Here is a 14969-nt window from a genome sequence, read left to right as displayed (position 1 = left end):
GTTTCTATTAAATTAGGAATTAATATTGACAAGGTTTCGGCCTCACGCCAAAGTCGTCGCCGTGACGCCGGGGCCCACGGTCCGGTGCGGCCCGCGTCACGCCCCTACTGCTTCCCAACCCACGGGAGTGGCACGTGACTTCGCAAGCACCCGCACCGAGGCCCGGACTCCGGCGCCTCACCCGCCGTAGTGTCGCCACCGCCGCCATGGTGGTCGCCGCGGCGACCACGGCACCCACCGCCTCCGCCTCGACCTCCGCGTCCGCCCCGCAGGACCACGGTGCGGACCACGGCGCGTCCGCCTCGTACGACAGTGGACTCGCCCCGACCCCCTACATGGGCTGGAACACCTACTACGGCCTGGGCGCGCCCACCGAGAAGGAGGTCCGCTCCGTCGCCGACAAGCTGGTCAGCAGCGGTCTGCGGGACAGCGGTTACGACATCGTCTGGCTCGACGGCGGCTGGCAGGCCGACAATCCGCGTGACGCGCGGGGCCGGTTGGTCGCCAACCCCGAGCGATTCCCCTCCGGCATCCCCGCCCTCGTCTCGTACCTGCACCAGCGGGGCCTGCGCGCGGGCATCTACACCGACGCCGGCACGTACGACGGCGGGAAGAGCTGCGGCCTGGGCAGCCGAGGCCACTACGACGACGACGCACGGCAGTTCGCCGGGTGGAAGATCGACGCCATCAAGGTCGACTTCCTCTGCGGCATCGGCGCGAAGCTCGATCCGGGCCCCGCGTACAAGGAACTCAGCGACGCGGTCGCGAAGTCCGGCCGCCCGATGCTGCTGAACCTGTGCAACCCGCTCACCGACGACTGGGGCCTGCCGCACACCCCCGAGCAGGACGCCCACAACACCTTCGCCTACGCCCCGGCCATCGCCGACTCCTGGCGCACCGGCACGGACATCGCCTGGGGCACACCGACCCCGGGGGAGTGGCCCAACATCCTGCGCAACATGGACGCCAACGCCTGGCACCCCGAGGCACAGGGCCCCGGTCACTGGAACGACCCCGACTACCTCATCCCCATGCGCCCGATGTCCGACGGCACACCGGAGCTGACCGAGGAGGAGTCCACCAGCCAGTTCGTGATGTGGGCCGAGATGGCCTCCCCGCTGGTCCTCGGCTCCGACCCCCGCACCCTGAACTCCTCGATGCTGGCCACCCTCCGCAACCCGGAGATCATCGGTGTCGACCAGGACCGCCTGGGCGTCCAGGGCGTGCGGGTCGCCTCCGACGACACCGGCGACGTGTACAGCAAGGTCCTCTCGGGCCGCGGACAGCGGGCGGTCGTCCTGCTCAACCGCTCCGACGAGCCGGCCCAGCGCACCGTACGCTTCGCCGACACCGCCCTCGGCGGTCCCGTCGCCGTGCGCGATCTGCGCGCCCGCGCCGACCGCGGCGTCCACACCGACTCGTACACGGTCGAAGTGCCCGCCCACGGAACCGCGTTCCTCAAGCTCACCGGCGCGGACGCGCTGCCCGGCACCGGCCTGGGGGAGCGGACCACCTCCGACCCCGCGGTCGCGCGCTCCGGCGACACCGTGCACACCTTCCTGCGCGGGCCCCACGGCACGCTGGTCCAGCACACGGACACCGGAAGCGGCACGCCGCGCACCCGGGACCTCGGCGGACCGGTGAAGGGCGGCATCCTCGGCCAGCCCGCGGTGCACGCCTCCGCCGACGGCCGTATCGACGTCTTCGTGCGCGGCGCCGACTCCCGTGCCTACCGGCGCGTCTACGCGGGCGGCCACTGGGGCGACTGGCAGGGCCTGGGCGGACGACTCGTGGACGCGCCGTCGGTGGCGTTCACCGATCCCGGGCACTGGACGCTCGTCGCCCGTGACGGCGAAGGCCGGATCGTGCAGCGGGGCCCGTCCACCGGCTGGACCTCGCTCGGCACCCCCGACGACCGGGTGACGTACGGCAGGCCGTCCGCGGCGGTCGACTCCACCGGCCGGGTGCACGTCGCCGTACGGACCGCGTCGGACGACATCTGGACCCTCTCCCGGGACACCTCGGGCCAGTGGTCGCAGTGGAGCGCGCTCGGCGGCACGGTCAGCGGCAGCCCCACCCTCGTCACCGTCGGCGACCAGGTGCTCCTGTACGCGCGGGCCGGTGACTACACCCTCTGGCAGCAGCGGTACGAGGCGGGCTCCTGGCAGGGCTGGTCGAAGCGGCAGGAGTTCCCCAGCGCCGCGTTCGACGGAGCGCTCGGAGCCGCCGCCGGTGCGAACGGATCGGTCGACGCGGTCTACCGCGGAGTCGACGGCACCGTGCACCGCACCGCGTTCAAGTAGATCATCCAACCGTCCTGACCTGGCAGGAGCCTTCCATGACCCACTCACAGACCAGCCGCCGACGCTTCATCGCCGGAGCCGGCGCGGCCGGAACCGCGGCATTGCTCAGCGGTTGCGTGACCTCCACCTCGTCCTCGTCCAAGACCTCCTCCAAGGGCCCGGTCTCCCTGCAGTCGAACCTCTCCGCGCCGCAGGCCAAGGCCGCGATGCAGGACCTGGTCGCCGCCTACAAGAAGAAGGGCGCCGTCGACCTCAACACGGTCGCCGCCGAGACGTTCCGGACCCAGCTGCCGACGTACCTCACCTCCGCCAACCCGCCGGACGTCTACACCTGGTACCCCGGCTCGGTCGCGGACGCCTACGCCCGCAAGAACCTCCTGCTCGGACTCGACGAGGTCTGGACCTCGCCCGACCTGCAGCGCTACTCCAAGGCCCTGCACACGCTGTGCACCTCAAGCAGCGGCAAGAAGGTCTTCGTGCCGACCACCTACTACTGGTGGGGCATGTTCTACCGCAAGTCCAACTTCGCGAAGTGGGGCGTGACTCCGCCCACCGACTGGGACGGCTTCCTCGACCTGTGCGACAAGCTCAAGTCCAAGGGCGTCGCACCGATCGGTCTCGGCGCGGGCGGCAACACCGCCTGGGTCGCCTCCGCCTGGTTCGACTACCTCGACATCCGTATCAACGGCGCCCAGTACCACCGCGAACTCCTCGCCGGCAAGCACCGCTTCGACGACCCCGAGGTCCACAAGGTCTTCGACCGCTGGAAGGAGGTCCTTCCGTTCTTCGACCCCAGCGGCACCGCCGTCGCCTTCCAGGACGCCACCACCGCCCTGCTCAACGGCCGTTCGGCAATGATGCTGATCGGCACGTTCTTCGCCGACGCGGCACCGAAGGACGCCCTGGACGACATCGACTTCTTCCGCTTCCCCGTCATCGACCCCAAGGTCCCGCTCGCCGAAGAGGCGCCCACCGACGGATACTTCGCCAGCGCACGCTCCGGCCACCGCGACCAGGTCTTCGACCTGCTGCGGTTCCTGGCCGGCGCCGAGGCCCAGGAGATCTACCTCAAGGGCTCCTCGGGCACCGCGCTTCCGTGCCACCCCGACGCCAAGGACACCGGCACCCCGCTGGTGGTCAAGGGCCGCAAGCACGTCGCGGAGGCCGCCGAGATCACCCAGTTCTTCAACCGAGACTCCAGCGACGCCCTCCAGCCCACCGCGGACGCCGCCCTGACCAAGTTCATCGCCAAGCCCAAGGAGATCAACAGCATCCTGACGGACTGGCAGCGCGACGCCCAGAAGATCTGGGGAGCGTGACGTGGCCGTCCTCACCACGGCCGCCCGCAAGACGACCCCGGTCCCGACGCCGCCCCGCGGCCGAAGGGCCGGGGGCCCGCGACGCACCCCTCCGCTGGTCCTGGCGTTCGTCCTCGTCCCGCTGCTCGCCGAGGCCGTCTGGGTCTTCTGGCCGGCGCTCCAGGGCTTCTACCTGGCGCTCACCAGCTGGGACGGGGTCTCCGCCCCACGCTTCGTCGGCCTCGCCAACTTCCGGGAGATGCTGCACGACGACATCTTCCGCACCGCCGCCCTCGACACCGTGCTGTGGCTGGTCCTGTTCGGCGGACTGTCCGCGCTGCTCGGCCTCGCCACCGCCCTGCTGCTCCAGCAGGAACGCCGCGGCGTCGGCTTCTACCGCGCGGCCCTGTTCCTGCCGGTGGTGTTCTCCCTGGTCGCCACCGCCCTCGTCTGGCAGGCGATCTACCAGCCCGACGGCGTCCTCAACCAACTCCTCCAGGCGGTCGGCCTCGGCAGCCTGCGACACGCCTGGCTCGCCGACCAGGACACCGCCCTGTACGCCGTCATCGTGCCCGCCCTGTGGCGCCAGATCGGCTACGTCATGGTGCTGTACCTGGCCGGCCTCAAGGGCATCGACCCCGCCCTGTACGAAGCCGCCAAGGTCGACGGCGCCGGACGCTGGCAGTCGTTCCGCCATGTGACGCTGCCCCAGCTGCGCGGTGTCAACGCGGTCGTCCTGTCCGTCATCGTCATCGACTCGCTGCGCTCCTTCGACGTGGTGTGGTCCCTCACCCGCGGCGGCCCCTACCACTCCTCGGAACTCCTGAGCACCTACATGTACTCCACCGCCTTCCAGTCCCTGCGGCTCGGCTACGGCTCGGCCCTGGCCGTCGTCATCTTCCTGCTGGCCTTCGGGGTCATCGCCTCCTACCTCGTACGCGCCTTCCGGGAGGCGGACTGATGACGACTCGGCAGACCTCCGCCGCCGCCCTGCGCCGACGCCGCCTGTCCACGGCCGGATTCCACGCCGGCGCCGGCGCCCTGTCCCTGTTGTGGCTGCTGCCGATCGCCCTGGTACTCGTCACCAGCCTGCGGTCCTTCGACGACATCGCCGCGCACGGGCTGGGCAGTTGGCCCCGGTCCTTCACCCTCGGCAACTTCCGGCAGGCCTGGGTCGACGGCGGCCAGCAGCGCGCCCTCGTCAACAGCCTGCTCGTGACGGTCCCCTGCGTCCTGGTGACCCTCGCACTGGCCGCGATGGCCGCGTTCGGGCTCAGCCGCTACGAGATGCCCCTGCGCCGCACGCTGCTCCTGCTCATGCTCGGCGGCAACCTGCTGCCCCCGCAGATCCTGCTGATCCCGGTCTCCAAACTCAGCGAACTCATGGGCGTGTACGACACCCTGCCCGCGCTGATCGGCGTGCAGATCGGCTTCGGCGTCGGCTTTTACGTCTTCGTGCTGCACGGCTTCATGCGGTCCATCCCCGTCGAGATCCAGCAGGCGGCGGTCGTCGACGGCGCCGGGCCCTGGCAGATCTTCTGGCGGATCATCCTGCCCCTCACCCGGCCCGCCCTCGCCGCGCTCAGCGCCCTGTCCTTCACCTGGATCTTCAACGACCTGCTGTGGGCGATCACCGTCCTGCGCACCGACACCAAGATGCCCATCACCGCGGCCCTCATCGGACTTCAGGGACAGTACGTGTCCATGTGGAACGTGATCGCGGCCGGCTCCGTCATCGCCGCCGCCCCGACGGTGGCCGTGTTCCTCCGTTTCCAGCGCCACTTCGTGGCCGGACTCAACCTCGGAGCAGTGAAGTGACGCCGTACGACCGCTGGACCCTGCGCACCGAGAACACCAGCTACACCGTGCGGCTCTCGCCGGACGGCCCCTGGGCCGAACTGGACGCGTGGGGCCCGCACGGGGCCGAGGACGGACCCTCGGCCCTCGACTGGTCGCACCGCACCCACTTCATCACCCCCGCCGACGCGGCCCCCGCCGAGTACCTGCCGCACGGGCAGCGGCCGTTCACCGGTGCCGACCTGATCGCCGGCCGCCCCGGACGGGAACGCGGCGTCCGGTGGGAGTTCACCGGAGCACAGGAGGGCCCCGGCACGCTCCGGCTCACCTTCACCGACGACCTCATCGGCCTGCGCACCACCCTCTGCTACGCCGTCGTACCGGGCACCGACGTCCTGCACCGCTGGACCGAACTCACCTGCACCGGCACGGAGGAGCTGCGCCTGGAGCGTTTCGACTCCGGCGCCGTCAACGTACCGGTCACCTCCGGCGCCCGGCTCACGTACCTCACCGGACAGTGGTCGCAGGAGTTCCAGCACACCCGACTCGCCCTCACCCGGGGCACCTTCACCATGGGCAGCACCCAGGGCACCCCCGGACACGCCTACGCGCCCTGGCTCGCCGTCCAGGACCTCGCCGCGGACGACGCGCCCGCCTACGGCCTCGCCCTGGAATGGGCCGGCAACTGGCACATCACCGCGGAGGCCGAACCCGGCGGCGCCGTCCGGATCCGCGCCGGACGCGTACCGCACGAGGGCGCCGTCCTCCTCGCCCCCGGCGCCACACTCACCACGCCCCGCCTCGCCTGCGCGTTCAGCGCGGACGGACTCGACGGCCTCTCCCGCGTCTGGCACCGCTACGAGCGCCACCTCACCGGAGAGCGGCTGCACCGTCCCCGCAAGGTCCTCTACAACTCCTGGGAGGCGACCGGCTTCGATGTCGACGCGGCCGGACAGCTCGAACTCGCCAAGTCCGCGGCCGACATGGGCGTGGAGCTGTTCGTCGTGGACGACGGCTGGTTCACCGGCCGCGCGGACGACACCGCGGGCCTCGGCGACTGGTACCCCGATCCGGCCGCCTTCCCGGACGGCTTCGACCGGTTCGTCGAGGACGTCCGCGCGCTCGGCATGGACTTCGGCCTGTGGATCGAACCCGAGGCGGTCAGCCCCGGCAGCAGGCTGCTGGCCGAACACCCGGACTGGGCCTACCGGATCGACGGCCGTCCCTCCCGACTGGTGCGCAACCAACTGCTGTTGGACCTCGGCCGCGAGGACGTGCAGGACTTCGTCCTCGCCACCCTGGACCGACTGCTCACCGAGCACCGGATCGACTACCTCAAGTGGGACATGAACCGGCCGCCCACCGAACGCGGCCGGCCCGGCCCCGTCCCCGCCGAACGCCTCGACCTCGACGCCGCACACGTCCACGGATACCTGCGCGTCCTCGACCACCTGCGCACCGCCCACCCCCATGTGACGGTCGAGGGCTGCGCGGGCGGCGGCGGCCGCGTCGACCACACCACCCTCGCCCGCACCGACGTCGTCTGGCCCAGCGACAACACCGCGCCCCTGGACCGGCTCGCCATCCAGTACGGCTTCCTGCACGCCCACGCCCCGCACGTGATGAGCTCCTGGGTCACCGACGCCCCCGGAATCTTCGACCCCCGCCCGCGCAGCCTCGCCTTCCGCTTCGTCACCGCGATGTGCGGCGTCCTCGGCATCGGCGCCGACCTGCGCACCTGGTCCCCGCGGCAACGCACCGAGGCCGCCGGGTGGATCGCCCGCTACAAGGACGTACGCGACGTGATCCACCACGGCGAGGCCCGCCTCCTCGGCAGCCCGGACGACGCCACCTGCGGAGTCCAGTACGACGGCGCGGACGGCCGGACCGTCGTCGCCGCCCTGAACACCGGACGCCTGGACGGCGCCCCCCTGGTACCGGGCCGCCCCGCCCGACTGCGCCCGCGCGGCCTCGATCCGGACGCCCGCTACCGCGACGAGGTCTCCGGCACGACCTACGGCGGCGCGCACCTCCTGCACTACGGGCTGCCGTTCGCCTGGTCCGCCGATCACGACGCCGAACTGGTCGTGCTGAGCCGCCATCCGGCCCGGCGACCGGCGTAGGTTCGACCCACCCCGCCCCATGGGCACGCATCCCGTGCCCGATCCCGAAGGAGCCGTAACCCACGATGGACCAGCCCGCACGAGGCGGCGGTGCCCGCTTCACCGGCCGCACGGCCGTGGTCACCGGGGCCGCCTCCGGCATCGGAGCCGCCACCGCCGCCCGCCTCGCCCAGGAGGGAGCCGCCGTCGTGCTCGCCGACATCGACGAGGAGCGGGGCCGCGCCGAGGCGGAACGGATCACCGAAGAGGGCGGCCGGGCCCGCTTCGTACGCACGGACGTCGCCGACGAGGACGACTGGCGCCGCGTCGTCGACGCCGCCCACTCCTTCGGACCGGTCGACCTCCTGGTCAGCAACGCCTACACCGTCGACGTCCGGCCCGCGCACGAACTCTCCCTCGCCTCCTGGCGCCGCCAGCTCGACGTCAACCTCACCGCCGGCTTCCTCGGGGTCCGCGCCGTCCTGCCCGACCTGCGCGACCGCGGCGGCGCGGTCGTCCTCACCTCGTCCGTCCACGCCCACAAGGGCATCCCCGGACATCCCGCCTACGCCGCGTCCAAGGGCGCTCTGCTCTCCCTGTGCGGACAACTCGCCGTCGAGTACGGGCCCGAGGTCCGGGTCAACGCCGTCCTGCCGGGACCGATCCTCACGGCCGCCTGGGACCGCGTGCCGCCCGAGGAGCGTGAACGCAGCGTCGCCGAGACGGCGGCCCGCCGCTTCGGCACCCCCGCGGAAGTGGCCGCGGCCATCGCGTTCCTCGGCTCCGACGAGGCCTCGTACATCACCGGGTCGCACCTGCTCGTCGACGGCGGCTGGAGCGTCCTGAAGGCCTCCGCATGACCGAGCCCCGACCACCGAAAGGCTGTACGACATGACGCCTTACGCCCGCCGCGGCGTGCACGGTCAGACCGTGGAGTTCCTCGCCCGCCGCATCCTCGGGGGCGAGATCCCCGAGGGGGCCACGCTCGACCTCGTGGCGCTGCAGCGTGAGCTGGACGTCAGCCTCACCGCGCTGCGCGAGTCCCTCAAGGTCCTCGCCGCGAAAGGCATGGTCGACGCCCGCCAGAAACGCGGCACGTTCGTGCGCTCCCGCTCCGACTGGAACCTCCTCGACGCCGACGTGCTGCGCTGGCAGATCCAGGGCGCCGGCTCCGCCGAGGCCGACCTCGGCCTGCTGCGCAACCTCGCCGAGGTACGCGCCATCGTCGAACCGGCCGCGGTCCGGCTGGCCGCCGAGCGCCGTACCGACGCCGACCTCGCCGCCCTGGAGGACGCCCTGACGGCGATGGGGGAGGACGGCACCGGCGCCGCCCACGCCGTCGAGTCCGACCTCGCCTTCCACCGCGCCCTGCTCGCCGCGACCCACAACGAACTCCTGGAACGCATGGAGGTGGTGATCGAGTCGGGCCTCGCCCACCGCGACAGCATCGTGCACAGCGCCCCGCACAGCGAGGACCCCGTACCCGCCCACCGCGCCGTCCTGGACGCCGTACGCGACCGGGACCCGCGGGCCGCCGAGGCGGCCATGCGCGCCCTGCTCGACCAGGCCGGCCGCGACCTGGACCGGATCGGCGAACCCGAAGACCCGAAAGGCACCGGTGGCCGGTGAAGATCACACGCGTCGAAACCTTCCTCGTACCGCCGCGCTGGCTGTTCTGCCGCGTGGAGACCGACGAGGGCGTGACCGGCTGGGGCGAACCCGTCGTCGAGGGCCGCGCCGAACTGGTGAGGACCGCCGTCGACGTCCTCGCCGAATACCTCCTCGGCCAGGACCCGCTCCGTATCCAGGACCACTGGCAGGTCCTCACCAAGGGCGGCTTCTACCGGGGCGGCCCGGTCCTGTCCAGCGCCGTCGCCGGACTCGACCAGGCACTGTGGGACATCGCGGGCAAGACCTACGGCGCCCCCGTGCACGCCCTGCTCGGCGGCCCCGTGCGCGACCGGGTCCGGGTCTACGCCTGGGTCGGCGGCGACGAACCCGCCGAACTCACCGACCAGATCGGCGAGCAGGTGGAGGCCGGATTCACCGCCGTGAAGATGAACGGCGCCGGACGGGTCGGGCCGGCCGCCACCATGGCCGAGACCGCGGCGGTCGTCGCCCGCGTGGCCGCGGCCCGCGACGTCCTCGGACCCGACCGGGACGTCGCCGTCGACTTCCACGGCCGCTTCACCGCCGCCAACGCCCGCCGCGTCCTGAACGAACTCGCCCCCCTGCACCCCCTGTTCGTCGAGGAACCGGTCCTCCCCGAGCAGAACCACCTGCTCGCCGGGCTCGTCGGCGCCAGCCCGGTACCGCTGGCCACCGGCGAACGCCTCTACTCCCGCGCCGAGTTCCTCGCGCCGCTCACCGCCGGCATCGCCGTCGCCCAGCCCGACCTCTCCCACGCCGGAGGCATCTCCGAGGTCCACCGCATCGCCTCCCTCGCCGAGACCTACGGCGCCCACCTCGCCCCGCACTGCCCCCTCGGCCCGATCGCCCTCGCCGCCAGCCTCCAAGTCGCGTTCGCCACACCGAACTTCCTCATCCAGGAACAGAGCAGGGGCATCCACTACAACAAGGACGCCGACCTGCTCTCCTACGTCGTCGACCCCGAGCCCTTCCGGTTCGTCGACGGGCACGCGTCACGCGGCACCGCGCCGGGCCTCGGCGTCAGCGTCGACGAGGCCGCCGTACGCGCCGCCGACCGTGCCGGGCACGCCTGGCGCAACCCCGTGTGGCGGCACCCCGACGGCTCCTTCGCGGAGTGGTGAGCATGCCGCTGGACATCGTCACCGACCCGCTCCACGGCGGCCGTTGGACCTCCCTCGCGACCCCCGGCCGCGAGTGGCTCTGGCACCGCCCCGACCCCGCGCGCCAACAGACCGTTCCCGGATCGGCGTTCGTCGACGCGGGCGGCCTGGAGGAATGTGTCCCCACCGTCCGCGGGACCCCGGACCACGGAGACGTCTGGTCCCGGCCCTGGACCCGGGAGGGTGCCGTCGAGGCCGTACGCGGTGCGGACTTCACCCTCCGCCGTACGATCCGGGCCACGGCCGACGGGGCCGAGGCCGACTACGTCCTCACCGCCGAGCCGGGATTCCGCTTCGTCTGGGCCGCGCACGCCCTGCTCGACCTGTCGGCCGCCGCCACCCTCCACCTGCCGGAAGGGGCGCCCACCCGGTTGTTCCCGGAGGCCGCCGCGCTCGTCGACTGCCCCTGGCCGGCCGGCGCACCCTGGATCACCGGCGCGTGGCCGTCCCCGTGCGGAGTCCCCCTGCACCGGCTCGGCCCCGACGACGGCACCGCCGTCGGGGCCGTCGTCGACGCCCGGCGGGCCTGCGTCCACGACGGCCCCGACCGCCTCGGCCTGGCCCTGCACGCCGAGGAGCAGCCGGTGTCGGTCGCCCTGTGGCGCAACCTCGGCGGCTTCCCCCAGCACGCCCCCTACCGCAGCATCGGCGTCGAACCGATGCTCGGCCGTGTCTTCGACCTCGCCGAGGCAGGACCCGACGACGCCGCCCGCGTCCCCGGCTCCGGCGAGGTGCGCTGGCGCCTCACCCTCAGCACCGTCTGCCGCTGCCCCTGAACACCGCTGTCCAGAAGGAGAGTTCCCTGCCGTGGATCTGCAAGCCGCCCTGGCCGCCCGTCGACTGCTCGCCATCGTCCGCGGAGGCGACGCGGACGCCGCGCTGCGCACGGTACTGGCCCTCGCCGAGGAGGGCGTCGGCCTCATAGAGGTGTCCCTGAGCGGAGCGGACGCCCTCACCGTCATCGAGCGGGCCCGGCACGCGCTCGGGCCCGACGCGCTCCTGGGCGCCGGGACGGTCCTGACCGCCGACGACGCCCGCGCCGCACACCGTGCGGGAGCCGGCTTCGTGGTGACACCCGGACTCGGCGACGGCGTCGGCGCGGCCCGGGACCTGGGCCTGCCGGTCCTCGCCGGGGTGCTGACCCCCACCGACGTCATCGCCGCCCGCGCGCTCGGCGCCGAGGCCCTGAAACTCTTCCCCGCCGCGCCCTTCGGCGGCGCCGACTACCTCAGGGCACTGCGCGGCCCCTTCCCCGACGCGCCGTTCGTCCCCGTCGGCGGGATCGACGAGGCCGCCGCCCACGCCTGTCTCACCGCCGGGGCCACGGCCGTCGGTGTCGGCTCGCCCCTGGTCGGCGACGCCGCGGACGGAGGCAGCCTCGCCGCGCTCCGCGACCGGGCCCGCGCCTTCCGCGTCGTGGCGGAGGAGGCCGGACGATGAACACCCCCGCGCTCGTCACCCGCCCCGACCGCCTGGAACTCGGCGAGGGCATCCGCTGGACGGGCGAGGAGGTCGTCCTCGTCGACCTCCTCGCCGGTCGCCTCCTCAGGGCGCCGAAGGACCCGGCCGGCCCCCTGGAGCCTCTGGCCCGACTCCCGTTCCCCGTAGGCGCGGTGGCCCCGGTGGCCGGGCACCCCGGCACCTGGATCGCCGCCGCGGACACCGGCGTCTGCCTGCTGGCGCCCGGCGGCGCGACCACCTGGCTGGCCCGGCCCGAGGACGGCGCGGCGGTCCGCACGCGCATGAACGACGCGGTCGCCGACCCCTCCGGCCGCTTCTGGGCGGGCAGCATGGGCTACGACGCCGACGAGAACGCCGGTTCGCTCTACCGGGTCGACCACGACGGCACCGTGGTCCGGGTCCTGGAGGGCATCACCATCGCGAACGGCCCCGCCTTCACCGCCGACGGCACGGTCATGTACCTCGCGGACAGCGCCAGGGGAGTGATCCGGCGCCACCCGGTCGACCCGGACACCGGCGTCCTCGGGACGGCCGAGGTCTTCGCCACGGTGGACGACGGCAGCCCCGACGGCATGACCGTCGACGCCGAGGGAGCCCTGTGGGTTGCCGTGTGGGGGACCGGTACCGTGCGCCGTCACCTCGCGGACGGCACGCCCGACCGCGTCCTGCGACTGCCCGCGAGCCAACCCGCCGGGGTGTGCCTGGAGCACGACGTCCTGCACGTCACCACCGCCCGGGTCGGGCTCACCGATCCGCGTCCCGAGGACGGCGCGGTCTTCTCCGTCCGTGTGGACGTGCCCGGCCCGCCGACGCCCGCGTTCCGCCTCCACGACGCCGCGCTCCCGCCGGTGTTGCCGGCCGGGGGACCCGCGTGACCGCGCCGTGGCGTCCCGCCCCCGGCCCCGTCGTGTGCGTCGGGGAGACCATGGCGGCCCTGGCTCCGGACCCGGTCGGTCCGCTGGAGGACGCCGAGCACCTGCGCCTGACGGTGGCGGGAGCCGAGTCCAACGTCGCGATGTACCTGGCCGACCACGGCATACCGGTGGCCTGGCTCTCCGCCCTGGGCGACGACGCGCCCGGCCGGCGCGTCCGGGCCTGCGTCGCCGCCGCGGGCGTCGACGTCACGCATGTCCGCACCGACCCCGACCGCCCCACCGGTCTGCTCCTCAAGTCCCCTCACCCGGACGGAACCCGCGTCCACTACTACCGTTCCGGGTCAGCGGCCTCCGCCCTCGGCCCCGGTCTGCTGGACACCCCACCCGTACGCGCAGCGTCCCTCCTGCACGTCAGCGGGATCACCCCGGCGCTGTCCCCGTCCTGCCGGGAACTGGTGAGCCGCGCGCTGGGCACCGCGCCCGCCGAACGGCCGTACGCCGTCAGCTTCGACGTCAACCACCGCCCCGCCCTGTGGCGCGACGACACGGCGGCCACCGTCCTGCGGGACCTGGCCGACCGTGCGGACGTCGTCTTCGTCGGTCTGGACGAGGCCCAGAACCTGTGGGGCGCCGACCTCACGGCCGACGGCGTACGGGAGTTGCTGCCGCGTCCGCGGATCGTCGTCGTCAAGGACGGCGCCGAATCCGCCACCGCCGCGGTCCTGGAAGGAGACGTCGTCGTGGTGCCGGCGCTGCGCACGCGGGTGGTCGAACCCGTCGGCGCGGGTGACGCCTTCGCCGCGGGATTCCTGGCCGGTCTGCTCCGCGGGGAGACCCTGGCGCGCGCCCTGCGCCTCGGCCACATCACGGCCGTCTCCGCCCTCGGGGTGACGGGCGACCACGGCTCGCTGCCCGACGCCGGGTCCGTACGCCGGCTCCTCGCGTTGTCCGCCGAGGAGTGGGCGCGGGTGGCGCGCGAGGAGGGATCGTCCGCCGGGGAGGAATCGTCCGGCCGGTGAGGGGAAGTGAGGGCTTCCCCGGGCCACAGGCGCGCTTGCGCCAAGGGGCGTCGAGGCGCGGTGTGACGGTGTCGGGGTGACGTGCGACGGCGTCAGGCGGCGACGAGATGGTGCGTGGTGCCGCTGCTGCTGGGAACCCACGCCGCCGGCAGGGCCGCGGCGAGGGTGTGCTGCGCGCGCCAGCCGGTGCAGTGCCCTGGAGCCAGCAGCTTCGGGGCCAGCGCGGTGAGCGCGGCGACCGTGGGGCCGATGACGGGTTCGAAGGCGGGCCCGCTCAGGTGAAGACCGCCGAGCAGGGCGTGCACCGTGGCGACGCCGGTGAGCCGTCGCGCGTGGCGCACGATGTTGACGGCACCGGCGTGTCCGCACCCGGTGAGCACGACCAGTCCCTGTCCCCTGAGGTGCACCACCAGCGCCTGGTCGTCGATGACGAGGGGGTCGTGACGCCAGTGCTCGTCCCGCCACGCCTGGTGGGAGACGGGCATGCCGTGCTCGAAACCGGTGGTGCGGTCGACCTCACCGGTGATCAGCACGCTCCCGTCGACGAGCAGGGAGGGGTGGCGCCGCTCGATGACCTCGAACCCCTCGGCGTCGAGGGCCGTCTTGCTGAGGGTGGGCATCTCGAAGACGTTCTGCGGCGTCATGACACGGCGCGGGGTCCACACGGCGGGGTGCACGACCATCGGCATCCGGCCGCTGCCCAGCTCGGCCGCCAGACCGCTCAGGCCACCGGCGTGGTCGAAGTGGCCGTGGCTCAGGACGACGCCCTGCAGAGCGGTCAGATCGACGCCGAGGCGCCTCGCGTTGTCCACCATCCCGTCGGGTGAGAGACCCGCGTCGAACAGCAGGGTCGTGTCACGTTCCGCGCGCCGAACGGTCACCAGGGCGGAGAAGCCGTGCTCGGCCAGCAGACCGACGGACGTCCGGCCGGACACGAACTGTCCGGCGGGAACGGTCGCGGGCCCGAAACCGGCTCTGCCCGTCCGGCTGTCACCGACCAGCAGCGCGTCGTAGGTGTTGTCCATCAGGACCGTGATCCTGATCTCGTCGACGGGAGCGAGGGCGATCGGGTCGGTCGCGGTGCCGGGCGCGGGACGCGGGGCGGTGCGCGCGGCATCGGGCACGGAGGCGTGAGTGGAATCGCACATGGCTGTCCGATCGTGGGTTCCGCGGCGTACGGTTTTTTCGCACCGCGCGCGGAGCGAAGGCTGACCAGGCGTCAGACACAGTCTCAGGTAATTCGGTTGACCGGACAGTCAGTGCGTCAGCCGGCCGAACCGGCCGAACCGGCCGAACCGGCCGAA

Annotated in this window: 13 protein-coding genes; 12 read left to right on the top strand and 1 reads right to left on the bottom strand. The window is 72.9% G+C overall.

Annotated features, from left to right (window positions below):
* The first annotated feature begins 134 nt into the window (after positions 1-134).
* From GFH48_RS06765 to GFH48_RS06710, 12 genes are all read left to right on the top strand, one after another.
* Positions 135-2303 (top strand): glycoside hydrolase family 27 protein, encoded by a 2169-nt coding sequence (locus tag GFH48_RS06765; RefSeq protein WP_407698614.1) that lies wholly within the window; start codon positions 135-137, stop codon positions 2301-2303.
* Positions 2304-2338: 35 nt separating this feature from the next.
* Positions 2339-3622: an ABC transporter substrate-binding protein gene (locus GFH48_RS06760; RefSeq protein ID WP_153287384.1), complete on the top strand. Its 1284-nt coding sequence runs from the start codon at positions 2339-2341 to the stop codon at positions 3620-3622.
* Between the two features lies 1 nt (position 3623).
* Entirely contained in the window at positions 3624-4562 is a 939-nt protein-coding gene (locus tag GFH48_RS06755; RefSeq protein ID WP_153287383.1) for a carbohydrate ABC transporter permease, read from the top strand.
* On the top strand, positions 4562-5419 hold the full coding sequence (locus GFH48_RS06750) for a carbohydrate ABC transporter permease (protein ID WP_153287382.1): 858 nt from the start codon (positions 4562-4564) through the stop codon (positions 5417-5419). Before GFH48_RS06755 ends, GFH48_RS06750 begins: the two co-directional genes overlap by 1 nt.
* On the top strand, positions 5416-7521 hold the full coding sequence (locus GFH48_RS06745) for an alpha-galactosidase (protein ID WP_153287381.1): 2106 nt from the start codon (positions 5416-5418) through the stop codon (positions 7519-7521). The genes GFH48_RS06750 and GFH48_RS06745 overlap by 4 nt, the downstream gene beginning before the upstream one ends.
* 65 nt (positions 7522-7586) lie before the next feature.
* On the top strand, positions 7587-8360 hold the full coding sequence (locus GFH48_RS06740; RefSeq protein ID WP_153287380.1) for an SDR family NAD(P)-dependent oxidoreductase: 774 nt from the start codon (positions 7587-7589) through the stop codon (positions 8358-8360).
* 31 nt (positions 8361-8391) lie between these two features.
* Positions 8392-9129 carry a FadR/GntR family transcriptional regulator gene (locus tag GFH48_RS06735; RefSeq protein WP_153287379.1) on the top strand — a complete coding sequence of 246 codons (738 nt, stop codon included), beginning with the start codon at positions 8392-8394 and terminating at the stop codon, positions 9127-9129.
* Positions 9126-10271 (top strand): galactonate dehydratase, encoded by a 1146-nt coding sequence (gene dgoD / locus GFH48_RS06730; protein ID WP_153287378.1) that lies wholly within the window; start codon positions 9126-9128, stop codon positions 10269-10271. The genes GFH48_RS06735 and dgoD overlap by 4 nt, the downstream gene beginning before the upstream one ends.
* A gap of 2 nt (positions 10272-10273) precedes the next feature.
* Positions 10274-11086, top strand: coding sequence for a hypothetical protein (locus GFH48_RS06725; RefSeq protein ID WP_153287377.1), 813 nt, complete (start codon positions 10274-10276; stop codon positions 11084-11086).
* 31 nt (positions 11087-11117) lie between these two features.
* Entirely contained in the window at positions 11118-11750 is a 633-nt protein-coding gene (locus GFH48_RS06720) for a bifunctional 4-hydroxy-2-oxoglutarate aldolase/2-dehydro-3-deoxy-phosphogluconate aldolase (protein ID WP_153287376.1), read from the top strand.
* Positions 11747-12646, top strand: a complete 900-nt coding sequence (locus GFH48_RS06715; protein ID WP_153287375.1) for an SMP-30/gluconolactonase/LRE family protein — start codon at positions 11747-11749, stop codon at positions 12644-12646. The genes GFH48_RS06720 and GFH48_RS06715 overlap by 4 nt, the downstream gene beginning before the upstream one ends.
* Before the next feature lie 50 nt (positions 12647-12696).
* Positions 12697-13665: a sugar kinase gene (locus GFH48_RS06710; protein ID WP_407698613.1), complete on the top strand. Its 969-nt coding sequence runs from the start codon at positions 12697-12699 to the stop codon at positions 13663-13665.
* A 92-nt stretch (positions 13666-13757) separates the two neighbouring features.
* Here the strand turns inward: GFH48_RS06710 and GFH48_RS06705 are convergent, their stop codons facing one another.
* Positions 13758-14813, bottom strand: a complete 1056-nt coding sequence (locus GFH48_RS06705) for an MBL fold metallo-hydrolase (RefSeq protein ID WP_153287373.1) — start codon at positions 14811-14813, stop codon at positions 13758-13760.
* Between the last annotated feature and the right edge of the window lie 156 nt (positions 14814-14969).

It is taken from the genome of Streptomyces fagopyri (assembly GCF_009498275.1).
Lineage (GTDB): Bacteria > Actinomycetota > Actinomycetes > Streptomycetales > Streptomycetaceae > Streptomyces > Streptomyces fagopyri.
Note: the sequence above shows the minus strand (reverse complement) of the source record. Positions and strands in the feature narration are given on the sequence as shown.